This window comes from Methanosarcina barkeri 3 (genome assembly GCF_000970305.1).
Taxonomy (GTDB): Archaea; Halobacteriota; Methanosarcinia; order Methanosarcinales; family Methanosarcinaceae; genus Methanosarcina; species Methanosarcina barkeri_A.
Map to the genome: position 1 here is coordinate 488,106 of NZ_CP009517.1, position 22,285 is coordinate 510,390.

General features: G+C 39.5%; 21 protein-coding genes and 1 pseudogene. 8 read left to right on the forward strand and 14 right to left on the reverse strand.

Annotated elements, in window-relative coordinates; translation table 11 throughout:
- Positions 1–206: 206 nt before the first annotated feature.
- The 5 genes from MSBR3_RS02050 to pspAB all read left to right on the forward strand — a co-directional run bounded on the left by MSBR3_RS02050 (position 207) and on the right by pspAB (position 4,631).
- Entirely contained in the window at positions 207–1,067 is an 861-nt protein-coding gene (locus MSBR3_RS02050) for an AzlC family ABC transporter permease (protein WP_048106109.1), read from the forward strand.
- On the forward strand, positions 1,067–1,405 hold the full coding sequence (locus tag MSBR3_RS02055; protein ID WP_048106111.1) for a branched-chain amino acid transporter permease: 339 nt from the start codon (positions 1,067–1,069) through the stop codon (positions 1,403–1,405). Before MSBR3_RS02050 ends, MSBR3_RS02055 begins: the two co-directional genes overlap by 1 nt.
- 221 nt (positions 1,406–1,626) lie before the next feature.
- Positions 1,627–2,484 carry a 4Fe-4S binding protein gene (locus MSBR3_RS02060; protein WP_048106113.1) on the forward strand — a complete coding sequence of 286 codons (858 nt, stop codon included), beginning with the start codon at positions 1,627–1,629 and terminating at the stop codon, positions 2,482–2,484.
- Between the two features lie 534 nt (positions 2,485–3,018).
- The gene (gene htpX / locus MSBR3_RS02065) at positions 3,019–3,903 is read left to right on the forward strand and encodes a zinc metalloprotease HtpX (protein WP_048106115.1); all 885 of its coding nucleotides are present in this window, start codon (positions 3,019–3,021) and stop codon (positions 3,901–3,903) included.
- Between the two features lie 128 nt (positions 3,904–4,031).
- Entirely contained in the window at positions 4,032–4,631 is a 600-nt protein-coding gene (gene pspAB, locus MSBR3_RS02070; RefSeq protein WP_048106117.1) for a PspA-associated protein PspAB, read from the forward strand.
- A 212-nt stretch (positions 4,632–4,843) separates the two neighbouring features.
- Here pspAB and MSBR3_RS02075 read toward each other — a convergent pair whose 3' ends face one another.
- The 13 genes and pseudogenes from MSBR3_RS02075 to MSBR3_RS02135 all read right to left on the reverse strand — a co-directional run bounded on the left by MSBR3_RS02075 (position 4,844) and on the right by MSBR3_RS02135 (position 16,695).
- The gene (locus tag MSBR3_RS02075) at positions 4,844–5,818 is read right to left on the reverse strand and encodes a carbohydrate kinase family protein (protein WP_048109898.1); all 975 of its coding nucleotides are present in this window, start codon (positions 5,816–5,818) and stop codon (positions 4,844–4,846) included.
- A 162-nt stretch (positions 5,819–5,980) separates the two neighbouring features.
- Positions 5,981–6,202, reverse strand: a pseudogene (locus MSBR3_RS20835) (IS1634 family transposase); the annotation flags it as partial.
- A 131-nt stretch (positions 6,203–6,333) separates the two neighbouring features.
- Positions 6,334–6,600 (reverse strand): hypothetical protein, encoded by a 267-nt coding sequence (locus MSBR3_RS02080; protein WP_048106120.1) that lies wholly within the window; start codon positions 6,598–6,600, stop codon positions 6,334–6,336.
- 954 nt (positions 6,601–7,554) lie between these two features.
- Entirely contained in the window at positions 7,555–8,544 is a 990-nt protein-coding gene (amzR, locus tag MSBR3_RS02085) for an archaeal metabolite-sensing zipper-like regulator AmzR (RefSeq protein ID WP_048106121.1), read from the reverse strand.
- 656 nt (positions 8,545–9,200) lie between these two features.
- Complete coding sequence (locus MSBR3_RS02095) at positions 9,201–9,596, reverse strand: VOC family protein (protein WP_048106124.1); 396 nt, start codon at positions 9,594–9,596, stop codon at positions 9,201–9,203.
- Positions 9,597–9,942: 346 nt separating this feature from the next.
- A complete protein-coding gene (locus tag MSBR3_RS02100) occupies positions 9,943–10,164 on the reverse strand; it encodes a HepT-like ribonuclease domain-containing protein (protein ID WP_048106126.1) in 222 nt (73 codons plus the stop codon).
- The gene (mntA, locus tag MSBR3_RS02105) at positions 10,161–10,604 is read right to left on the reverse strand and encodes a type VII toxin-antitoxin system MntA family adenylyltransferase antitoxin (protein WP_048106128.1); all 444 of its coding nucleotides are present in this window, start codon (positions 10,602–10,604) and stop codon (positions 10,161–10,163) included. Before mntA ends, MSBR3_RS02100 begins: the two co-directional genes overlap by 4 nt.
- A 720-nt stretch (positions 10,605–11,324) precedes the next feature.
- On the reverse strand, positions 11,325–12,098 hold the full coding sequence (locus MSBR3_RS02110) for an ABC transporter ATP-binding protein (RefSeq protein WP_268989105.1): 774 nt from the start codon (positions 12,096–12,098) through the stop codon (positions 11,325–11,327).
- A complete protein-coding gene (locus tag MSBR3_RS02115; protein ID WP_230627696.1) occupies positions 12,095–13,171 on the reverse strand; it encodes a FecCD family ABC transporter permease in 1,077 nt (358 codons plus the stop codon). Before MSBR3_RS02115 ends, MSBR3_RS02110 begins: the two co-directional genes overlap by 4 nt.
- A 407-nt stretch (positions 13,172–13,578) precedes the next feature.
- Positions 13,579–14,205, reverse strand: coding sequence for a class I SAM-dependent methyltransferase (locus MSBR3_RS02120; protein ID WP_048106131.1), 627 nt, complete (start codon positions 14,203–14,205; stop codon positions 13,579–13,581).
- A gap of 181 nt (positions 14,206–14,386) precedes the next feature.
- Positions 14,387–14,662: a hypothetical protein gene (locus MSBR3_RS02125; protein WP_048106134.1), complete on the reverse strand. Its 276-nt coding sequence runs from the start codon at positions 14,660–14,662 to the stop codon at positions 14,387–14,389.
- 4 nt (positions 14,663–14,666) lie between these two features.
- Entirely contained in the window at positions 14,667–16,055 is a 1,389-nt protein-coding gene (locus MSBR3_RS02130) for an ABC transporter substrate-binding protein (protein ID WP_048106136.1), read from the reverse strand.
- Positions 16,056–16,059: 4 nt separating this feature from the next.
- A complete protein-coding gene (locus tag MSBR3_RS02135) occupies positions 16,060–16,695 on the reverse strand; it encodes a cohesin domain-containing protein (protein WP_048106137.1) in 636 nt (211 codons plus the stop codon).
- Between the two features lie 876 nt (positions 16,696–17,571).
- On the opposite strand from MSBR3_RS02135, the gene MSBR3_RS02140 reads away from it, so the two are divergent.
- Complete coding sequence (locus tag MSBR3_RS02140) at positions 17,572–17,886, forward strand: DUF3303 domain-containing protein (RefSeq protein ID WP_048106139.1); 315 nt, start codon at positions 17,572–17,574, stop codon at positions 17,884–17,886.
- Between the two features lie 549 nt (positions 17,887–18,435).
- Positions 18,436–18,561, forward strand: coding sequence for a hypothetical protein (locus tag MSBR3_RS21300; RefSeq protein WP_268989106.1), 126 nt, complete (start codon positions 18,436–18,438; stop codon positions 18,559–18,561).
- Positions 18,562–19,171: 610 nt separating this feature from the next.
- On the opposite strand, the gene MSBR3_RS19855 is transcribed toward MSBR3_RS21300, so the two are convergent.
- The gene (locus tag MSBR3_RS19855) at positions 19,172–19,381 is read right to left on the reverse strand and encodes a hypothetical protein (protein ID WP_155396663.1); all 210 of its coding nucleotides are present in this window, start codon (positions 19,379–19,381) and stop codon (positions 19,172–19,174) included.
- A gap of 232 nt (positions 19,382–19,613) precedes the next feature.
- Here MSBR3_RS19855 and MSBR3_RS02150 point away from each other — a divergent pair, with 232 nt between their 5' ends.
- Positions 19,614–21,122 (forward strand): DUF3344 domain-containing protein, encoded by a 1,509-nt coding sequence (locus MSBR3_RS02150; RefSeq protein ID WP_048106141.1) that lies wholly within the window; start codon positions 19,614–19,616, stop codon positions 21,120–21,122.
- Positions 21,123–22,285 lie beyond the last annotated feature (1,163 nt).

Below are 22,285 nucleotides of genomic sequence, written 5' to 3' on the forward strand. Positions count from 1 at the left end.
AGCTCGTTGCCGCACTATTTGCAGTTGAGTACACCAGTGCAAATTTGATTTCTAACTGTGAATCAGGCTGACGGTTTTTATTCCCGGAGGATCTCAAATTAGCTTTGAAGTAATTCTGTGTTGACAAAAGATATATATGATAAATATAATTCCTGTTTTTCATTTTCAAAAGGGAATTACGTCACGGGCAGCAGAAGATAGATAACATGGCCAGAAACGGAGAGAAGAAAAAAGGGGCAGGCGACCAGAACAAAGATCTTTTTACCATCGCCTTCAAAACTACAATTCCTGTGCTTCTTGGGTACATACCTCTCGGAATGGCTTTTGGATTTCTGCTTGACGGTGCAGGATATCACTGGATCTATGCTTTTATTATGAGCCTTTTTGTCTATGCAGGCTCAGGGCAGTTTCTGGCAGTAGCTCTACTTTCTGCAGGTGCAGGATTAACCGAGTTTGCCATAGCCACATTGCTTCTGAACTTCAGGCACGCTTTTTACGGGCTGTCTCTGCTTGAAAAGTTCTCCGGGATCGGCAGAGTTAAACCTTACCTGATCTTTGCGCTGACCGACGAAACATATGCTCTCCTGACCACAACTGATGTCCCGCAGAGCAGCTCGAAATCAAAGTTTTACTTTTATATTGCAGCCCTTGACCACCTGTACTGGATCGCAGGTTCGGTTCTGGGAGCTGCACTTGGCTCTGTCCTGGATCTTAATCTTGATGGCATGAGTTTCGTGCTGACTGCGCTTTTTGTGGTGCTGACCATAGAGCAGTACTTTAGTTCAGAGGCCCGCTTTCCGTTCATAGCTGCAGTCGGTGCAGGAGCGCTTTCTCTTATTCTGTTTAGTTCTGACAATATGTTGCTTGCCTCAATCATTCTCGGAACGCTGATCCTGATTGGCAGGGAAAAGTCAATACAGAGAACACAAAAAAAGCAGGAAATGCAGAAAATACAGATAACGGAGAAGAGCCAGAAAATACAGGGAGTTTTAGAAATACAGAATGGAATTCGGTCGATTGACACATCTATACAGCCTGTTGAGGACAAAATCAAGGAGGAAAACTGATGCTGGACACTCTTCAAATGCTCATAACCGTTGCAGTCATAGCGCTTGCAACCTTTACAACAAGAGCTCTTCCTTTTCTGTTTTTTGGCTCAAGAGAACCACCTGCAATGCTTGCGGTTATCGAGAAAAATTTGCCTCCTATGATTCTCCTGCTGCTTGTTATCTACTGCCTCAAAGACGTTCAATGGCTTACAGCTCCTTACGGAATCCCGGAACTGTTCACCATAGGTGTCGTTGCCGGGCTGCACTTCTGGAAAAGAAATGCCATGCTCAGCATCTTTACAGGGACAGTGCTTTATATGGTACTCGTGCAGTTTAACTTTTTTTCGTTTCTCTGACTTTTTCTCTTGCCTTCATAATCCGATTTCTTTGTCTTCCCTCTGACAAAAATCTCCTGTTTTTCTCTGATATAGGGGTATGTTTCCAAATTCTTCATATATCGGGATTCGGTTAAAGCTGCATTCTGTTAAAAGCCGAAAATCTATTAAAAAAGCCAACTGAAAAAAACAAAAATATTTATACACATTAATAATAATGCTTCTACAACAAGTGACCTTATATGAATGAGAAAAAAATTGATGTGTCTTTACTTAAAAGTAAAGGATTCCTGCCTCAGAAGCAGGAAAATATGTTTTCTATGCGGCTGAAGGTTGTGAGTGGGAATCTGGATGCCGAAGAACTGCGGGCAATTGCGGACGCGGCCGAAAAATATGGCTCCGGTTACATTCACATAACCTCAAGACAGCAGATCGAGGTTCCTTTTGTTAAACTTGAAGATGCGGAAGCAGCAAACGAAGAACTTGAAAAGCAGGGTATTTTTGGAGGTTCTGCCGGAAAAAGGGTAAGAGCTGTGGTTGCCTGCCAGGGAGACAGGGTTTGCAGGAACGGGTTAATTAACTGCGAGAGCATAGCATGCAGGATCGATGAAAAATATTTCGGGGAATCTGTCCCCAAAAAGCTCAAAATTGCAGTAACAGGTTGCCCTTCAGCCTGCGTAAGGCCTCAGGAAAATGATTTTGGAGTCATGGGTACTGTAAGGCCCAAAACCATCGGGGAAAATTGTGTCGGCTGCAAGCGCTGTGAAAAGGCTTGTAAGGTGGGAGCAGTAAAAGTTCTGGAAGATAAAGCCTTTATAAATACCGAAAAATGCATCCTCTGCGGAGCATGTATTGCAGCCTGTCGGAAAGATGCCCTGAGGGCAGAAAAAACCGGATGCACAATCTTTGTAGGGGGCAAGGCAGGACGTCAGCCCATGCAAGGGATAAAGCTCCTTGAGCTTGCAGACGAGGAACAGTTGTTCTCAGTTCTTGAAAAAACCTTTAAGTATTACAGGAGAGAAGGCCTTGATGGGGAAAGGTTAGGAGAACTCATTGACAGGCTTGGTATTGACAAATACAGGGAAGAAGTCCTTTCCTGAGTCTTGTGGAACTCCTTAATTTCAACCTAAATGGCTTACAGTTTCTTTGTTTATGTTAGCACTTTTAATTTATTTTTTTTATTTGAGAACCTATCCTGAAACTCCTGTAACCTCATTATTACTTACTGCTAACATTACAATTTCAAAGTGTATTTCTTTTATTCATATTTTGTAAGTATTTTCTTACAAGATTTTGGTTTCCTTTTAACGGAAGCTATATTTATAAGTTTAATATCAGTATGTTTGATATTTTCAGATTTAATATTTGTAAGCTTAATACAGTATATTTAATATTTGTAGGTTTAATATTTCATTTAACATAGATTTAATTATAATTTAACTCAGATTTAGTTATCATTTAAGATGCACTCAGCTTTAACCGCATATAACTATAATCGCACTTAACTATAATCATACTTAACTGCACTTTACTTTAGTTGCAATTCAGCAACAGCACTTTACTTCACGAGTGATTGATTGAAGTTTTACCTAAACGTAATTGACATATTAAATCATACTCAGGAGCAGTAACTAATGAAACGAAAGTGGGAACGGGATTTAGGACTTCAGGGACGGATGATTTTCACGATGTTTCTTCTGGCAGCAGTTTACCTTTTTTTCCTGGCGTTTCTTTCGTACAACGGGACTCCACCGGTATTTATGATGCTTTTTGTAGGCTCTTTCATGGCCATCCAGTACTTTTATTCGGACAGGCTGGTACTGTGGTCAACCGGCGCACAGATCGTTTCTGAAAACGAAGCCCCACAACTGCATGGGATAATTACACGGCTCTGCGCAATAGCTGATCTCCCAAAACCTAAGGTGGCAATTGTCAGGACTCAGGTTCCGAATGCTTTTGCAACGGGCAGGAACCAGAACAACGCTGTTGTTGCAGTTACGACAGGAATTTTGGATAAACTCTCTCCAGCCGAACTCGAGGCCGTGCTTGCTCACGAACTTACTCATGTAAAAAATAGGGATATGGCTGTCATGACAATTGCCAGTTTCATCTCAACCCTGGCTTTTTACTTTGTCCGTAATATTATCTACTTTGGAGGTATGGGAGGAGACCGGAGAAAAGATGGCGGAGGCATTTTGCTTGTCTGGTTAGTTTCACTTGCGGTCTGGGTTGTCAGTTTTCTACTTACTCGGGCCCTTTCCCGCTACAGGGAATATGCTGCAGACAGGGGTGCAGCCGTTATTACCGGACAGCCGTCGAACCTTGCATCAGCTCTAATGAAGATAAGCGGAGTCATGTCCAGAGTCCCGAGCGAAGACCTCAGGTCAGTAGAAGGAATGAATGCCTTTTTCATCATCCCCGCAATCTCGGGTTCGTCCATTATGGATGTTTTTTCCACTCACCCCTCTGTGGAAAAAAGAATAGCCAAGCTTGAAAAAATGCAGCAGGATCTGGGCTAACCTGATGTACTGGCAAAATTCCGGTCACAGGAAGAATTCTGGTCATGATATCTCATTTAACAGGACACTAATTAAGAAAACGGATTAACAATACGAATTAAGGACACGAATTAAAAAGGAGAGACTAAATGGGTCTTCGCGATTTTGTGGACGCAATTCTCGGTAAGAGTACACTTCCAAAAGCAAAAAGTGAGAAACTATTTGCAATGTCTACAGCCAGTATCACTCTGGAAAGCAATCTTGGCCTGAAGCCCTCAGGATCGGCAGGGATATGTTTTAAGCCAATAGGGGCTTCAGCATACGAATCTGCACGAAAGGAAATTCAGGAGCTTCTGGAGTACAGTTCAAAGGAAACGGAAACCGAGTTCAGGCTGGAAAAAGACGAATTCAATTTTCTGTGGGCTATTTTTAAAGACCCGGACTTTGAAGACCTTGTTGCAAATATTCACCTTGTAAGTGAAACCCTTGAAGAACATGGCTTTGGCGGGCAACTTCTCTGCGCTATTTACAGGTTTGACAGCGAACCCGAAGCTGGAAACTCTAGCCGTGGAAAAGCTGTTTACTGGATCTACAATTTTAAACAGGGAACTTATTACCCCTTTGTCCCACTTTCCGGCAAGCAGAGAGACAATCCTTTTGAGTTTAAGTTAAGGGCGGAAATGGAAAGAGAAATGCCTATCGAAGAAAATGTTGAAAAGTGGTATCCCCTTTGGGGAATTCCATTCTAAAAAACTGCAACGCCGAGAAGTTCAATTTATTTTATAAATTATTTTTTCTTTGATTTTTAATCAAGTTTACTCAACTTAATCCTTCATAACCAATCAGGTTTTGATCAATTTCAAGTTTTGGTCAGTTTCAGTTTTTGGTCAGTTTCAGTTTTTGGTCAGTTTCAGTTTTTGGTCAGTTTCAGTTTTTGATTAGTTCTAGGTTTTGATCAGTTTCAGATTTTGATCAAGCTAAGGTTTAATCCTTGAGCTTTGAGTTCTTCCATTAGCTCTTTTGAATATTCGGGCACCGCACCTGATTTTGATGCAACATATGTTCCAAGAATGCAGGCAATTGAAGCGGCTTTTGAAACTCCGTATCCTGAGAGATATGTGTAAAGAAAACCTGCGGAAAAGGCATCTCCGGCTCCGACGGTGTCTGCAACTTCGACAGGAGTGGTTCCTACTTCCTCATAAACTCCTTTATGGTAAACCGCAGCTCCTCTGGGCCCTCTTGAGATACAGATAACGGAAATTTCAGGATAATTTTCGGTAATTAGGTGGCAGAAAGCTTTGTAAGAAGTAAAAGGTTTGCAGGTGCCGGCAGTGCTGGAAAGGAAGCTGGAAATAATTGAGGCTTCTTCCTCATTCAGCTTCAAAATCGTTGTGTGTTTGAGCGAAGACAGTATCCATTCTTTTTTGTAATTTTCTGTCCTCAGGTTTACATCATAGAAGAAATATTTTGCTTTTATTTCCGAAAACAGCCTTTGAAGGGTTTTTCGGTTTTCTTCCGATCTCTGGGCAAGGGTCCCGAAACAAAAAACCTCCCATTCTTCCTTTGAAAGAGCCTCAAACTCTTTTTCGTCCGGCGTAATCTCATCCCAGGCAACACCTTTGTTAATCTTGAAAACCGGGATTCCTTCAGCCTGAAGTTCGACAGTAACCGTTCCTGTGGGCCTCTTTTTATCAATTAAGATGTAAGAAATGTCAATTCCCATTGCTTCAGCCTGGGAAAGTAGTTTTTTTCCGAGTTGATCCCTTCCGACCGCCGTGATTACAGCCGGTTTTGCTCCCAATTTTGCAAGGTGGGCTGCAAGGTTCAACGGAGCTCCTCCAAGGTGGGCTGAACCTTTGATAATATCAAAAAGGGCTTCCCCGAAAGTAAGGGCTTTAATTGGCTTAATGTGGAGGGGGTGAGAATTTTCATTCATCAATACGGTATATTGACTCATGAGTGATAACACTTTGACCTGTGAATACCATGCAGAGCTTGAGTGATCTAAAAAAGAATGTTGGTCATTGAAGATTCCACCTGAGTTTTATTAATATTTTATATTCTTGAGGTTACACCAGTGTCGAGTCAACCGTAAAATATCATATACATGGAAAGTCTGTACATATTCACCTTTCCTTTGTCTTACGTTCTTGTTTTCGATTTCTGAGACTTGGTTTTTATCTCAAGTTTTGTGAACTTATACAATTCATTCTCTTTCAGCCATGTTCAGCCGCTATCCTTGCATCGGCTTCACAGGCAAATTCACAATTAGAAAACTTTCAAGGGGTTTTTCTGTTGCTTCAAATTCCTTAATTCTTTTCCCTTAAAGTAAAAGAAGGGGAAAAAAAATCCCTTGCTCCAAGTTTCTCCTCAAAGCCGATGAAAAGCAGCTCAAACATCATCTCATTCTTAATCGCTTTTTTGTCAGCTTCCAGCGGACACAGTTATGACTCAAACAAACTCCTTATATAAATCACATCTCATGCAGTCAGCACAATGATTCCCCTCTCTATCTTTACTTCTACGAAGCTCTGCTGCAGCTTGCACCATCTCTGCGCGAGTTTTATCGTGAAGGTCTTCCAGTACTTTAAATCGTCTCGATTTAAGCTCATAGCAGTTTGGATTTTTAGCAATTTCAAGATCGAGATTTCGCAGCTTCAATGCGACATCAACAATATACTTACTCTGGTCAACAATATGCTCATCTATAACAGTCATATAATTTTCTCCACTCTATGAAATAACTCTTTAAATTTAAGGTTCGATGGGCAGCCAGTTATATCTATTTTCTGTCAGCGCTCTCATAATGCTCTCATAAGAGTCTTCGAGTTCGTTCTATCTTTTTCACCGTGCTACTTTTTCCGTAAATTAGTAATTGTTCAATATATAAAATATATAAGAGTTTCTGGTCAGAGTATCAGGCATCCTAACGACTTTTGATTAAGAGAAAGAACACACAAGTAACCACCATCTTCATACACGATCAGATAAGACCTGCCAAGCCCCAGTAGATATTCTCTTTTATCCTTCCATTTCCGGGCTTAATATATTATTTGGAACTTATTGGAGGAAGTAGCCACACGCACTTCTTGCCTCTGCACGCAGGATGGACATGTTTCTTCTTTCGTTGGAGTTTCTTGACGCTGGACTGTTGATTGTTGAACTGTGGAAGAATTTCCGATACTTAAAAGTAACCTGCCAACTTCCCTGTTTCCAATAGTACGCTGAAGCTGCACAATGTCAGCATGAGTGAGGGATTTCGGGTTGGTTTTGGCACGCTGGATGATAGAATAAGGATTAGAGAAGGGAGTCTGGCTTATGGGAGTTGTTCGCTTTTGAAAACAGTATTCATTTTTTTGAACTTCTGGATTTACTGGTGCTCGGGCATGGGTACATCCCTGTAGGGTTGACGGAATAATATTAAAAATTCAATAATATTGACATGTGGCACAGCATAAAATACTAACTACTTGGTTATTTTTAGAAATCTGTGATTATCCGAATTCTCTGTGACTCTCCCGGGACTGCTCGGGAAGTAGTAAGCCTAACTGTAAACGTAACCGGGATCTGGACGGGATTTGGACGGGATTTGGACGGGATTTGGACGGGATCTGGACGGGATCTGGACGGGATCTGGACGGGATTGAGGTGAAGGGTAAAAAGAAAGCTTATTTAAAACTTTCTCTTGTTTCTACATTCTTTTAGTTTTTCTTCCAGGCGGATACAGGAAATGAAGACTCCGAAATGCGTCGCAATGGTTTCGAGGGCAGTACGTACACTATCTGGAAACTCGAGTTCAAGGCTCGAGGCAAGATAAAAAGCTGCAATGACTTTTCTTCCTGATTTTATGGGGATAATTGCGGTAGCCCTGAGGTTTTCACGCCTGAGTGCATCATCTCTCGAAGTGAGAAGCAGGTCTATATGTTGTTTATAAACCGGTTGTCCTATCATAACAAGTTTAGTATTAGGGGAATTCACACTGTAACGAGAGGCATGCTCGACAAAAATGGGGGAAAAACCAAGGTGAATTGCAAGCGTCATATCTCCTGTTTCTTCATCTATGAGATAAATACCTCCGGCATTAATTTCATCAATTTGGAGGCAGGAATCCAGTAGTTTCTCAAGAGTCTCGTTAAGGGAACTCGAAGTGCTTAATGCGATGCCCAGATCCCTCTGGATGTAGAGCAATTTTTCTTTTCTTTTCCGCTCAGTAACATCCATGACTATTCCCATAAGGTACTTTACAGTCCCATTTTCATCGGCTTCAATGAAAGTCCTTTCATCAACCCAGCGTATTTCGCCTGACTTAGTCAGGATACGATACTCTTGAGAATAGTCCACGTAATTTTCTTCTATTCTTCTTGAGAGTTCTCTTTCAACCATTCCCAGGTCATCAGGGTGTATGATATTGCCATAAAGAAGTTTTCCGGATGTAAATTCTTCGGCAGTATACTCGAATTTCTTTATGTTTTCTGATACAAACTCAGCAGGCCAGTATTTCTCTGGTCTCCAGAGGAAAACCGTGACAGGAACCTTATTTATCACCGAGATCAGCTCCTTTGCCATCTCCAGAGCATTGCATAAAGCCGTCTCACTTAAATATTTATATGATTTTTGTCTACTGTCCCCGTTCTTAGCTGAATTCGAAACTGTTTTAGGCATTTGGTTCTCCCGTGATCAAAATATCTTGCAGGAATTTCTGCAAAAATTTTGAATATTTACATTTTTTGCTTCGCAAACATAAAAGTATACAATAAATAAAAAAGCTTGTGATTTTGTTTTCGGAGGGCATCAGAAGGTAGAGACTTGAAAATTAAAATTAATTTAAAGATCTGATTAGAAGAAGTGAATTAATAAAAGGAAATGTAAGAGAAAAGTATATATACTAAATTTAATTTAAGGGTTTTAAAGTATAACATTTAAATTCCAAGCCTCTCTATCTAACTGCCTGAAGCTCTTTGCATGTCTGTTTTCTTCAGGTATCTTTTCTTGATTTCCAGATCCGTGGATGATAATTTGATAGCCACCTTACGGGTTTTTCAAAGCTGGTATCCTATTTTTTGGACTGCTGAACTTGCTGATGTTCGGGCATGGGGTAACATCCATGTGGAAGTTGAGAAGCGGACTATGAAATACTTCAAAAAAATGATATATGACTTCGTTACAGTGCAAAAACGTTCCATATTTGTTGAATATTTTTAATTGAGGAAATACAGTAATCAAATTTGTATACACGTGGTAAAATGAAGTGAAAAACAAAACACGAGAATAAAGTACGGGGAACTAGGACCAGTGTCAAAAATATGATAAAAAAGAGCTTACCTAACACTTGCGTCCGGCTGCATTACCCCAAATATGTTTTTTTCGGTGTCGAGGCAATAAGCGTACCAGCCGACCCCACGTATTGGTTTTTTTTCCATAGTGATTTTGCCACCATGTTTCTGTATCCTGTTCAGGTATTCATCGAGATTCGGGACACCTATTGTGCAGATATAGGTACTTATTGGCGTATCCGCTTTTGGTTCTTTTCCCTGCCTTTTCATAATGCCGCCGTCGATTCCCGGCTCGTCTCCCTTGCCGGTGATTACACTCCAGTATTCTACCGAACCTTCCGACCTCTCTATTTTCCAGCCGAACACATCCTGATAGAACTTCTTAGCTCGTGCAATATCTTCTGCATATATCTCAAAATGAATTACTCTTGGCGTGAGAATTACCCCCTGCTTTAATTAGATAGTTTGGATGATGTTCATATATTAATTTAGGCTTTACTTTTTTAAACACTTGGTTTTCTGATCCGTAATGGTGTATAGAAGTCAGAAAACTATTAGGGGATTTTGAGGAGATTCTAAATTCTGAGAAGATCCCAGATTCTGAGAAAATTCTAGATTCTGAGAAAATTCTGGGGGGATTCTGGATTCTGAGAAGATTCTGATGAAACTCGAAGACTCAGACCGGTTTTTCTTGTTGTCGATTTTTCGTTTTTAACATTCAAGTTATCTATCAAACCGATAAGAAACTTGAACTTTTCAGTGGTTTTTGGTAAAGAATTAAAAAATATTAAATATTCTTTTTAGCTAAAAACTGAGCAATATATTCAGCGAAAAGTTCCATATCTTCAGTGCCTTTTTGAAGATTTTCGTAAAGCCTATCCAGCTCTACTTTTGCATACATATGTACGAGCACATTTCTGAACCCTGCAGCAGGTTCAATTTTTCGAGCAAAGGTTTCAGTTATGTACTCTTCAAGTAGTTCAAGCTTGTCGATTATTTCCTGCCTCATTTCAACCTGCCTTTTGACATTCTTTCAATTGTTCTTTTCATGTGCCTTTCAATATAGTACTGCTCATCGTAATATCTTGACATTATCCGTGTCTCAAAACCCACTCTTTTCCTTTCATCGGACTTCAAAATAATTCCATCGCGTATAATGTTGAATGACAGAAGCAGAGGGGAGTCATTGAGTACAACAAGGTCCACATTTTTTGTTTTCAGAAGGTCTCCCAGATCAACTATTAATCTCAGCTGAAGGTTAAAAGCCTCTTTTCCGGTAAGTGAATCGTCAAGAAGGACAGCAATATCTATATCACTAAGGCAGCTTGCCTCTTCCCTGGCGATTGAACCGAACAGGTAAGCAACCACCACATGGGCTTCACCGGAGAAAAATTCTGTCAATTTTGTTTCAAGTTCTTTTAAACCTATTTTTACAATTTCTGACTGCATATAATCAACCGTAAGGTGTTAACTCTCGTCTAATTGGTTTTATATCTTAATGCTTACTTTCGGTTTATAACTTATTTAGCTTTAGAACTTCTCTCTACAAGCTGTCTCAAGATCATGCAGATTGTACAGTAGCATAAAACATAAGCATAATACATAAGTACAAAACTCTTTTAACTTACTACTTTTCTTGCTGCTAATTGAGCAGTTTCTATCAAAATCCTTCTTGCTCTCTGTGATCTTCTCACTGTGATTCGTCATCGTACTGCTGCTTTACAAGAAGACTTCCTTTCTTATTGCATCTTAAGCTGGTTTTGCTAAGGGTTATGAATTAAAAAGAGTTTACGAGGTTTTTATCGAATCTTCTAGCTTTAGCTAGGATGCGGGAATGAGGTGAAGGAATGCAAGAGATTTGAGTAAAAGATTTGAGTAAAAAATAAAAAAGTAGAGAGTTTGAAGAGAGATTTAAGTAATAACTAAGAAATTAGAGAGTTTGAAGAGATAGTCGGAAAAAGAAAGGGATTATGGAGTAAGAAAGGGATTATGGAGTAAGAAAGGGATTATGGAGTAAGAAAGGGATTATGGAGTAAGAAAGGGATTATGGAGTAAGAAAGGGATTATGGAGTAAGAAAGGGATTATGGAGGAAGAAAGGAGTTATGGAGTAGATGGACTACTTTTGTACTGTTAATTTCGTTGAAGTTCAGATATAAATGGCAGCTTCGTTAACTTGTTGCAGGTTCTAGTGGAATGATATAGGGATTCTTTCCATCATCTTTCACAAGAGCTCTTACACCATAGACCTCTTTTATATTTTCTACGGTGAGAACTGAAGTCGGATTCCCAACGGCAAATATCTTGCCATCTTTCATCAGGATTATTCTATCGGCATATCTGGAAGCAAGATTCAGGTCATGAAGTGCCATTATTGCAGATATTCCTTTATTCTTCACTATGTTCTTTATAATTTCCATGACTTCGAGTTGATGCCTTATATCAAGATTGCTGGTTGGCTCGTCAAGAAGAAGGATGATTGCTTTCTGCGCAAGTGCGCGTGCGATAAGTACTTTTTGTTGCTGACCTCCGCTGATTTCTTTAATATCTCTCATGGCAAACTCCATCATTCCAAGCAATTCCAGCACTTCCAGTACACAGTCCAGGTCTTCTTTACTGTTCTTCCATCCAAGATAAGGGCGTCTGCCCATAAGAACGGTATCTATAACAGAAGCAGGAAAAACACCTTCAAGATTCTGCGGCACATAGCCCATTTTTCTTGCAATCTCCATTCTGCTCATTTTATTGATATTGTGACCGTCCAGTAATATGCTTCCTCTTTTCGGGTTCAGTATATGGTCAATACACCGGATCAGGGTGGACTTTCCGGTACCGTTTGGACCTACAATGCCAAGAACTTCTGCGCGGTTCAGTTCCATTGATACATTTTCAAGCACAGATATACTTTTATAAGCAAATTCAACATTGTTTACCTTCAGTTTCACCAGTATTCCCTCTTTCTTTTCATGATCATATACAGAAAAAGCGGAGCGCCCATAAAGGCAGTTATTGCTCCGACAGGAAGAATTATTGGAGCCAGAATTCTTCTTGCTACAAGGTCTGCGCTAGTCAGCAGTAACGCACCAAGAAGGCCGGATACCGGAAGAGCAAACCTGTTATCGCCTCCTACTGCGATTCGCGTGAAGTGCGGAGCAACCAGGCCTATGAATCCGATTGTTCCAGTAAAGCACACAATGCATGCAACAAGCAAAGTCGTGATTGACATTAAAATAATCCGGGTATGTTTGACATTCACGCCCAGACTTGCTGCAGTTTCATCACCTGCAGCCATCAGGTTGAGATCAGGTGACTTTATTATGAGCAGAGGGAGGCAACATGTTAGTATGCCGAGTATGATAGTGACCTTAGGCCAGGAGGACCTATCAAGGTCACCTACTGTCCAGAATACAGCTTCCTTTACAGCCTCAGCTTCGCCAAAGTATTGAAGGATTGTTGTCATTGCAGCAAACAAATACATCATCGCGATGCCAGCAAGAATCATGGTTTCAGGCGTTGCACCTTTTCGATTTGATAATCCAAGGATTATAAAAGAACATAATAGTGCGAATAGGAAAGCGTTGCCTATTACAAGGTAATTTCCTCCAGCAACACTTATGCCTGTAAGGATTGCAAGAGACGCCCCAAAGCCGGCACCCGAAGATATACCGAGCGTATAGGGACTTGCAAGAGGGTTTTTGAGTACTGCCTGCGTTACACAGCCTGCAACCCCAAGCCCGAAACCAGCAACTATTCCCATAAATATGCGGGGAAGCCTGAGGTTCCATGTACATACATCGGCAAGCCAACCCGGCTCAAAATAAGCTGGAAATAACCTGTGCAGTATTGAAGAGTAAATCTCCCATATAGATAGGTTTGCAGATCCCATAGAGGCGGATATGCCTGATACGAGAATTATTGAGAATAGGAGGAAGAAAATAAAGAAGACCTTTTTTCCGATAAGCTTATTGTACCGGTTTCTAACCTCTTCTTTAGTCAACGTATACTGTTTTGTCTCCAAAGATACACATCCATTACATTAGGCAATTTATTGTTTTTCATTCAACTGGTTTTTATTCGGTAAGTGCTGCCTCAAACGTACTGATAATGGTATAATTATCTAATCTTCATGGATTGTCTAAATCTTCATGAATTGTCTAATCTTCATGAATTGTCTAATCTTCATGAAACCAGCATTAGAGCAGGAATTGTTAAGACTATCAATCCCACCTAAAACTGCACTTACCGAGATTATTTTTCAGGCTTAGCATAGCTCGAAAACGTGCAGTATCGGTTTTTCTACCGAAATAATCGATCAAATGTCCTGAACTCAACTGCGGTACTCGCCATCAGTATGCCAACGTCCGTGAAAAGAAATACATATATCCAGAGTTCAACTGCACGAAACATCGAAGCAATTACCATGGCTTATTCTTTTTCTCCTTCTACAAGCATCATTTTATCGAACACTTTGACAGATACGTTCACAAGCCCTGCCGCTTCAAACATGCTGATTAGCTCTCCAGGGTCAGCTCCGTTGTAGAAAGGCAATTCTTTTCCTATCTCTCCTCCAAAGTGATGGTTTCCGGGATGAGAATGTCTGGCCGGAATGTCCGTCAGTACCTTACCCCCGGGCTTTGTCACTCTCGCCCACTCTTTAAATGCAGAAGCCGGGTTTGCAAGAGTCCAGATCAGGTGTCTACTGACAACCGCATCGAACTGCTCAGCTTCAAACGAGAGATTCTCGGCATCTTCCACAACAAAATTCACGGAACTTCCGGCTATCTCCATTTTCTTTTTTGCTTTTTCCAGTTTACTCTTTGCCCAGTCTGCACCTGTGACATCATAACCCAGCTCAGCCAGCAGCAGAGCTAAAAACCCGGTGCCTGTTCCCATATCCAGAATTTTTAATTTCTGCCCGGTTCCAAGGAGCTGGGTGATCGCTTCTGTCCAGAGTTTCTTTTCTGCTTCAGAATGAACTCCATGTGCTGCAATGGCATCGTAATCGTGTTCTGCATTGTCCCACCATTCTCTAATTTGAGGCTTTACTTCCATATGTTCTCACCTACGTCCATTATAGTAAAAGTTGCAGTCATTACCTTTTTGTTATACAGGCCCTTTGCTTTTTTTTCAGGGTCTTTGTGCCCAACTTTTAACATTCACTTTCCACTTTTTCAGATCAATGTCAACTATGCCTTCCTGGTCAATTGTCACTTCAATAGGAAAATCACGATTGTCAGTATGTATTCCATATACTGTCTTTCTGCGACACTGACCTCAACAGCATGATTTTTCCCCAGGTACCAAAGACTGTAGGAGTCATTTTTTCGATCTTAACCACCTTGCCACTTTTCATACTATGTCCAGAGCAAAGGTCACATGCTATGGAATCTCCTGGGGAAAAATTGTGCATGCAATTCTCAATCCAGATCTCATGGCCCCGTACGATATAGAGGAGATTTTCCTCAAAAAAAGGTGAAAAGGCTTCCTTCTGGAAAGCTTTTTGAACCATGTTATTACTCCGGATAAGCCCAGGTTCCGGGAACCTCAATGTTATGGAACTTTTTAAGATACTCTTTGTTAATTTCTTCAGGACTGATGTCCTTAAAAAGCTCAGGATGCATGCATTTGGCAAAGTAGATATGACCTATTACCCACCTTGGTCCTCCGATAATATCCCTATCTATTAAGTAGACTCTATGATTTTTCACAGCATTTACCTTCTCGAACCCTGGTCTGTTTGAGAGGACTTTCGCCAGCAAAACTTTCATATCTTCTTCTGTTTTTCCAGGACCACTGTCAAATCCTTTCATTAAATCCGCAAACATGAAGTCAGGATTTTTCTCTATTACCCACTCAGGGTCCACTTCAACAGAATTGCCGGCTAATCCTGTGGCGATATTGCTCCCTCCTGTTCTTTCAGCTACCTGGCCTGCACTGGGATCGTTCGGGGTTATCAACTGCCATTTATCTTCTCCTTCTGACATATACTCATAATAGAAAGTTGGCATGTCATTGGTCTTCAGGTCTTTAGTACGTTCCTTTACGAGATTTTCATAGCCCTGCATCCAGTTGAGGAGTTCATTTGCTTCTTTTTCTTTCCCCAGGACAAAACCCATAGTTGTTAAGTCAGAGTATATTGTTTTCTTGGAGGAAAGGCCCATTACAACAATAGAGGTATTAGGAAGATTGTCGGCTATTTGGTTGGCATTTTCTGCCTGCGAGAGAGGCAACAGGACTATATCGGGCTTGAGAGTCAGAACCATTTCGTAGTTAACCGATTTTCCGTGCACTCCAACCTCAGGAAGATCCAGAAGTCCAAACTCAGCCATACGCTCATGAAAAGCTTTGTCCACTCCTACAATCATGTCTCCTGTTCCGAGAGCAAGCAAAGTTTCCGTAGTACGATAGTCCGTGGGGACGATCCTTTTTACAGGCAGACTTACATTTACCTGCCTGCCAGCTCCGTCAACAAGAGTAAGCTCTTTCGCTTTTCCAAGATTAATCAGCTCGGTTTTAGTTACATCAAGTATGTTGATATTGTTATCACATGTTGCATCTGCAAATTGCGTTTGGTTTTTAGAGCCCAGAATGATGCTTTCAGTATACTCCACATCTTTCACATCTATGGTCTCGTCTCCATTCGAATTTCCAAGAACGCTGAGTGTGACATTCGATGCAGTTTCAGAGTCAGACAGATTCACAGAATCGGATACATTCGCAGAATTAGATACATTTGCAGAATTGGATACATTTGCAGAATTAGATACATTCGCAGAAACAGATGAGTTTAAGGGGTCAGATGCGTTTATAGAGTCGGATGAATTTAGAGAATCCGATGCAAATGCGGGTAATGTAAGAAGAATCAAACCAATGACCATTCCAACCAGGAATTCTATTTTCATGTTATCACCTCTGTTTACTCCTGGCCAGACAGGCTACTGCAGTCAAACCAATCAAAGAGAGCTCTACTTCGAATCCGGGAGTAGCTGCTTGTTTCGTAGCTGCTTCTTTTCTATTCTCTTCTTTTCCGTTCTCTTCTTTTCCATTCTCTTCTTTTCCGTCTTCTTTGGAATCTCCCCAGATGGTATCGATACGTTTAGCTTCGGTGTTTCCTAGCAGCCCGTTAGAAATTTTAAGGTCTCCTTCTCCGTCACTCATCACTTCAAACCCGATTTTGGCCAGTTCTCCAGATCCACTGACGCCGGAAACTCCTTCCAGATTAAAGATCACTCTTGCCGTCTTGCTGTCAACTGAGCTCCATTGTACCGGTATTTCCGTACTCCCAATACTACCGTTTTCGACGCTGACAATTTTCAGGACATCCGGGTTGAACACCAGATCAAACTGTCCTGCATCAAGATTTTCAACATTATCGATATTTACGGTTGCATAAACCGTATTTCCCTTTACCAGCTCAGTTGTGTTTAAGCTGACAGTCGTCTGCTGCGCCTGGCATGGAACTGCCGCAAACACCAGCAGTACAGCAAAACAAATCCCGAAGAGAATTTCTCTCCTCAACTCCGTCCATAAACTTTTTTTCATCCGATCACCCTTGAGCCCTCTAAATATAGGCTATTTCAATATCGGTCAAAACTTTGCTGCTGGATAACAGATTTAATTATCTCGTGTGCTGGAATGGCAAAATCATAAAAATGCTGCTACGCCTAATAATGCCATAATAATGCTGCATAATAATGTTGCATAATAATGCTACCTATCACAGCTACGAATCTAATGCCGTTCCGGCACTTTGGAATACTAGCAGAGGAAGCTGCTTCTTTCCCATTATTTCAATAAAATTGCAGGTACTTTGTTTATATGTGCTCACACTAATTTTCAAAAAAGTAATAAATAAGTAAGATATTAATCTTTCTATTTAACATTATATTTATTTCAAATCCACTTTACTTAATATAAGACAATTATTTTTCCATAATTTATTATTACTATTTTCCATTGAATTTGGAGTTTTATAAAGAGAGTTAAAGCAGAAAATTTATGTTCTGTTAATGGCAACCAGATACTTTTCACGATAAATGATACTCTTTTTTACGACAAAGTATGTCTATCGAAAAAAAGCTGCAAATCAAGAGCCAGCAATACCCACAGGAAAATTCGACTCGTAGTGAACTCCAGCAAGCCATCTAAAGTATGAAGATTTTGTAAATATTGAGCCTGTAAATCTAAGTTTTAAGACGTAAGAGACTACTAGGGAATTCCATAAATTTTTAAAAACTCCACAAATTTTAACTGTTCTGATTCTTTTTGAGGTCTTAAACAACTTTAAATTAAAATTAAGAATAAATTCATTTAATTTAATTTTTCATCTATCTACAAAATATTTATAAGTCAAACGTACTATATACTATATTACATATTAAATTGTTATGAATTATGAAACTGGACAGGGAATAGAATATGTTGTTGTTAGACATAACAACCTTTGACCCTAAGAATACTACAGAGCTATTTAAACGATGGGAAAAGGTAGAAAGTATGGATTTTCCAAAAGGGTTGAAGGTCATCAATCAGTGGTTTGATGCAGGAGGAGGGCGTGTGATAACTCTGTTTGACGTAGAAACTGTCAAAGACTATCTGGCTTATAATTTGCCGTTTACTGATTTATGCCAGATTGATGTTTTTCCCGTCATAGAAGCCGATGATGTTAAAAAGTCCATAATATATCGGATGGAAAAATTGAGTTACCTAGAAATTGGACAGTATAAAAATTGACAATCCGGAGAAATTATTGCGAAGAATTTCATGATAATATGTTCTTAAAAATATACTGCCGGAAAAAAGTTGATAGGCAAGAAAAAGGGAACAGTTCAGGAAAGTGAAACTTACTGACCTGTTGACTTGCCTTAAGAACCCTCTATAACCAAAAATATGCCACTACATTTGAGAAACCGAGGATGAGAGATATATTCCCCGGCTATCAATCACCTTATCAGGTGATTCGTGTTATATGGATAAGAAGAATCTGAACAGAAGGTGAAGAAGCCTACTTTCAGGTCCTTTTATCCATTTTGAATGCTCTGTGCACAGTTACTGCACAGTATCGCTCGACGAATTTGCCAAAAAGCGTCGAGGATGACCGGAAAGGGATATAAGTAAATCCATTCTCGGATTTCTGTTGTATTATTTCAGGCTATCTATATAAATTTACTGGATAGTGTCGCTCAGCGGCCTCTAAAGAGCCGTTGAAAAAACTGATGTCTAAAATCCGGGAACAATCCGCAGTTTAAATTATTATTCGGGTAAATTTTAAGGAGCAATTTTATGAGAATAGTCCTGGACGGCGACGGCGCAGAAATCAAAAAATTTGATAAAGCCATGAGAACCTGCGGAAAGGTAGAATTCTCGGAGCTCTCAACGATAGCCTGGCAAAAAAGACCTGACAAATAGATGCGAATCCTTTCCAAAATATTCTCAACTTGCAACTCCCGCCTACCCGCGCTTAAAGGCGTGAAATTTCAGACATCAGGAAATAATATTTATACACTTTTTCGTTTTTTACGTCATATTTCAGACTAATTATATATGGGGCCATACTATATAACATTCTCTTTTTTTAATAAGATGTTATTTCATAATAATAGCAATTTTTATTACTTAATATGTAAAATAATTCGCTTTAATGAGAAACTATTGTAAAAAATTATATATAATTAAATAAGCCTCACAAGTCTGAATTTCTCATTATTACTGCATAATTTAAGTTAATAAGTGCATGACTGCTTTAATAGAGACACAACCAAATTCGAGATAAGCAGCCTATGAGAATGGTATGAAATGCCTAGGATACCGGTCAACAATAGTTTTTTTGAAATTTATTTCTTCCAATTTCTATAAATGATATCTAGCCAATATTGAATAATATATAATAAAATTACAGACATATTTAAAATTTCATATTAAATATCTGTATATAATTAGCACTTAATAGGAGAAAATCAGATAAATTTTCGAGATAATAGATAAATTTAAATTAATATCCTTATTACTATCTGATAGGTTAAGCATGATATAGGTAAGGTACGGGCATGTATGAAAACAGCATCATGCTGACCTGTAAAAAAGTCCTGCCGTCTGCCCCTCCGGACTGCAGAAAAACTCTCTGAAACCCATTCAGGGAGCAAGGCTCAAAAAAAGCATGACAGGAGTCGATTTCCAGGCCCCTGTTTGAGTTCTTCTGGATTTTCTTCGCATACCTAGCGGATAGCATCGAAGGCGAACACCCGGAAGAACAATTGGATAATGGACCAGGAAATGAAGTGACTCCACAAAACAGAAAGACGCTGAAAGTATAAAACCTGCTGCCAATTTTCGAAAAAACATTAAGTTGATCCTTATTTGAGTAGCAGGCATTCAAAGAAAAAATTAGCCAACCATTCCCTCAGATGGGAATTTTAATCAAACTAAACTAAAAAAATTGATAAAACTTGGAGAATATATTTATGTTTAAAAAGGAAACATTGATAAAAATAGGCGGCACAACGCCAATCGTCCCCCTGCTCCCCATAGGTGTACTGATACTATTATTTACGATTGCACCTCTTGCGGCGGCAGACCCATACCTCGGAGGAATTTCCCTCATAACTGCGAACGGAACATCCGGGACAGTAACCGGAGACCTGTGGTTTGATGCTTATCCCGGGTTTGCCACATCCGCACAAAAAACGTTTACTCTACCTGCTTATACCGACATTGAGTGGGCCAGGCTCTACGTTGATGTTTATGACGGACACATGGAAAACAACTACCGGGGCAATGTGACTATCGACATAGATGCAAACGGGGACAACACTTATGAGATCCAAAAGCAAGAGACCTTCGATACTGCTTACTCGTTCCCAGGTTTAGGCGGGACTGGTCCAGTCTGGTTAAACGACCACCTGAACCGTGTGACAAGCGACTACCTGATGTGGTACGACCTCACAGATGAGATCAGTGGGCAGACCGTGAATGTGCAGGCTGCAACCACAAAAATCGATCTTTCCTTTGACGGCCGGGTAAAGATGATTACCCTGGTGGTGGCATACAACAAAGATCCCTGTGAAAACTGTAACGTAACTCATTACTGGGTGGCTCAAGGCCATGACACGGACTCATATGTGACAGATGAAGCAGGGCTTCCTTACACCGGGAATACTACCTTCGATACGTCTGCCGTTTATACTCCCGGGGAAGCTAATCTTACTGTTCTCCCACTTTCGAGTTTTAACGGGAACTATACCTTCAATAGTGATACTGAGCAGTTGCCGTGGGACAATCCTCATCAGGGATCATACTTCCAGTGGCAGAGCTGGAACGTCACAGATTTAATTTCTGGAAACAGCTATATGACTTACGGCCGAAATGTGACTGATACTGATCGAAATTACAGCGGCTACTTCAAGGTCCCGCTTGCTTTGCTGACTGTAAAGGACGAATCCCTTATCTATGACTTCAGCGATAACACGCTGGGGAGAGCAGGAATATGTTTATTTGCGTATAGAGACCAGGCTTCTGGCTTGCCACCAACTGTCAACAATGATCCGAATAACGAATTCTCAACGACAGAGTACAACAAGATTAAATATGACGACCAGAGTTTCCAGCCTGATGTGACTGCCACCGAAGGCAAACATGCAGCGCACCGGTTTGTATTCAACGTAAGTTGTTGTTCCAATGTATCTAATTTAGATGCTATCAATGTAACTTGGAATGGTAAAGGTTATCATGACGATCCTGAAGCTGATGATGGTGTTAACCTCTACATCTGGAATGGAACTGGTTATGAAACATTGGCCACGTCTAATGATGAAGACGAACATATCTTGACTGGAGAAAAAACAACTAACCTTGGGAACTACATCAACAATGACAAAGTGATTGTGCTGGCGGAACAGAAGTATCCAGATGATGGTTTAGGTAGTCATTCAACTATTGAAACAGATTATATAAAGCTGGTACTTAAATCATAAACATAAATTTTGAGATGAAGAATTAACATACAATCATCCAGGTCTAAAAAATTCACAAGTGATTTATTGAAATTAGGGTTTTCTAAAACCTCTTTTTTTCATTTTTTTATTTTATATTTTTGCCTTAATTTGACATTATAAATTCAATTTAAGTGAGAAGCCTCAATTTTTCGTCAAAAATCAATTGAGAGTATTTATAAATTTCATCAAATTTCCTCTAATTTTCCAGCTTTACAATCACTATAAGTTAAATGAGTAGAAATTTTTGTCCCATTTTGGCACTTCTGACATCGACTTTTTATATAGCATCTGTATTTTAGCCGTTAATTCATGCTATCTGTCAAATTCTACGCCAAAACTTTGATCAAAAATGATGAAAATAGCCATCAAGAGAAAGAGAATCATCTGTCAAATTAAATCATAAAAATGGGCAAAAATTTGTTGAAATAATATTACTTATCATTCCAACGGATATGAAAACAATCTTCCCACATAAAAATCAAACTGTCAAACTTAGGCTTTTATGTACAAAATCAACGTGTGATTCCATATTTTTGCAATGATTGTACGATTTTCGGAATTGAATATTCAACAAATATATTTGGGTAAGTTTCAATTTTCGTATATTTGCAGATAAATAGTCATATGATTAGTCAATGAAATCAGAATGAGACAATAAAATAAGGAATTCTATCCCTATATAGCTTGTTTAGTCACTAAATTGAAAATTCCTTATTAGATACCTGAAATCTTGTGCAAAAAGAAAGTTTTCTTTTTATTTTCCTTCATTCAGATGGAATTTTTATCATCTCACAGGAACTACAAGGTTGTAAGATAATATATTTGTATAAGATATGTTAATAATTTTTATATTTGTGCTATTTATGATGAATATAAACTAATATGTTTCTTATTTTTTCAAATAACTTAAATAGTAAATAATAATTCTTTATTGAAGTTGTTTAAATTTAATAGACAAAGCTCTTAAAAAACAAAATTTGCAGATTAATGCAATATTTGAAAGTCGGGCTTTATCTACGAAAGACGCTCACTAGGCAGACTAAAATTTGTAAATTTAAGGAAAAAGGCTTTCTATCTTTTTTTGGTGGAGTTTCTCCCTCATAATTTGAAGATGTACTGAAAAAGTCGTTATTCAACCCGAA

Bases quoted from the DNA above. Each gene is read 5' to 3' on its own strand.
- MSBR3_RS19855 (WP_155396663.1), bottom strand. From the start codon at position 19,381: ATGCTATCCGCTAGGTATGCGAAGAAAATCCAGAAGAACTCAAACAGG.
- MSBR3_RS02120 (WP_048106131.1), bottom strand. From the start codon at position 14,205: ATGGAAGTAAAGCCTCAAATTAGAGAATGGTGGGACAATGCAGAACAC.
- MSBR3_RS02060 (WP_048106113.1), top strand. From the start codon at position 1,627: ATGAATGAGAAAAAAATTGATGTGTCTTTACTTAAAAGTAAAGGATTC.
- MSBR3_RS02075 (WP_048109898.1), bottom strand. From the start codon at position 5,818: ATGAATGAAAATTCTCACCCCCTCCACATTAAGCCAATTAAAGCCCTT.
- MSBR3_RS02150 (WP_048106141.1), top strand. From the start codon at position 19,614: ATGTTTAAAAAGGAAACATTGATAAAAATAGGCGGCACAACGCCAATC.
- MSBR3_RS02140 (WP_048106139.1), top strand. From the start codon at position 17,572: ATGTTGTTGTTAGACATAACAACCTTTGACCCTAAGAATACTACAGAG.
- mntA (WP_048106128.1), bottom strand. From the start codon at position 10,604: ATGCAGTCAGAAATTGTAAAAATAGGTTTAAAAGAACTTGAAACAAAA.
- MSBR3_RS02100 (WP_048106126.1), bottom strand. From the start codon at position 10,164: ATGAGGCAGGAAATAATCGACAAGCTTGAACTACTTGAAGAGTACATA.
- MSBR3_RS02080 (WP_048106120.1), bottom strand. From the start codon at position 6,600: ATGACTGTTATAGATGAGCATATTGTTGACCAGAGTAAGTATATTGTT.
- MSBR3_RS02050 (WP_048106109.1), top strand. From the start codon at position 207: ATGGCCAGAAACGGAGAGAAGAAAAAAGGGGCAGGCGACCAGAACAAA.
- pspAB (WP_048106117.1), top strand. From the start codon at position 4,032: ATGGGTCTTCGCGATTTTGTGGACGCAATTCTCGGTAAGAGTACACTT.
- MSBR3_RS02135 (WP_048106137.1), bottom strand. From the start codon at position 16,695: ATGAAAAAAAGTTTATGGACGGAGTTGAGGAGAGAAATTCTCTTCGGG.
- MSBR3_RS21300 (WP_268989106.1), top strand. From the start codon at position 18,436: ATGAGAATAGTCCTGGACGGCGACGGCGCAGAAATCAAAAAATTTGAT.
- MSBR3_RS02125 (WP_048106134.1), bottom strand. From the start codon at position 14,662: ATGGTTCAAAAAGCTTTCCAGAAGGAAGCCTTTTCACCTTTTTTTGAG.
- amzR (WP_048106121.1), bottom strand. From the start codon at position 8,544: ATGCCTAAAACAGTTTCGAATTCAGCTAAGAACGGGGACAGTAGACAA.
- MSBR3_RS02055 (WP_048106111.1), top strand. From the start codon at position 1,067: ATGCTGGACACTCTTCAAATGCTCATAACCGTTGCAGTCATAGCGCTT.
- htpX (WP_048106115.1), top strand. From the start codon at position 3,019: ATGAAACGAAAGTGGGAACGGGATTTAGGACTTCAGGGACGGATGATT.
- MSBR3_RS02130 (WP_048106136.1), bottom strand. From the start codon at position 16,055: ATGAAAATAGAATTCCTGGTTGGAATGGTCATTGGTTTGATTCTTCTT.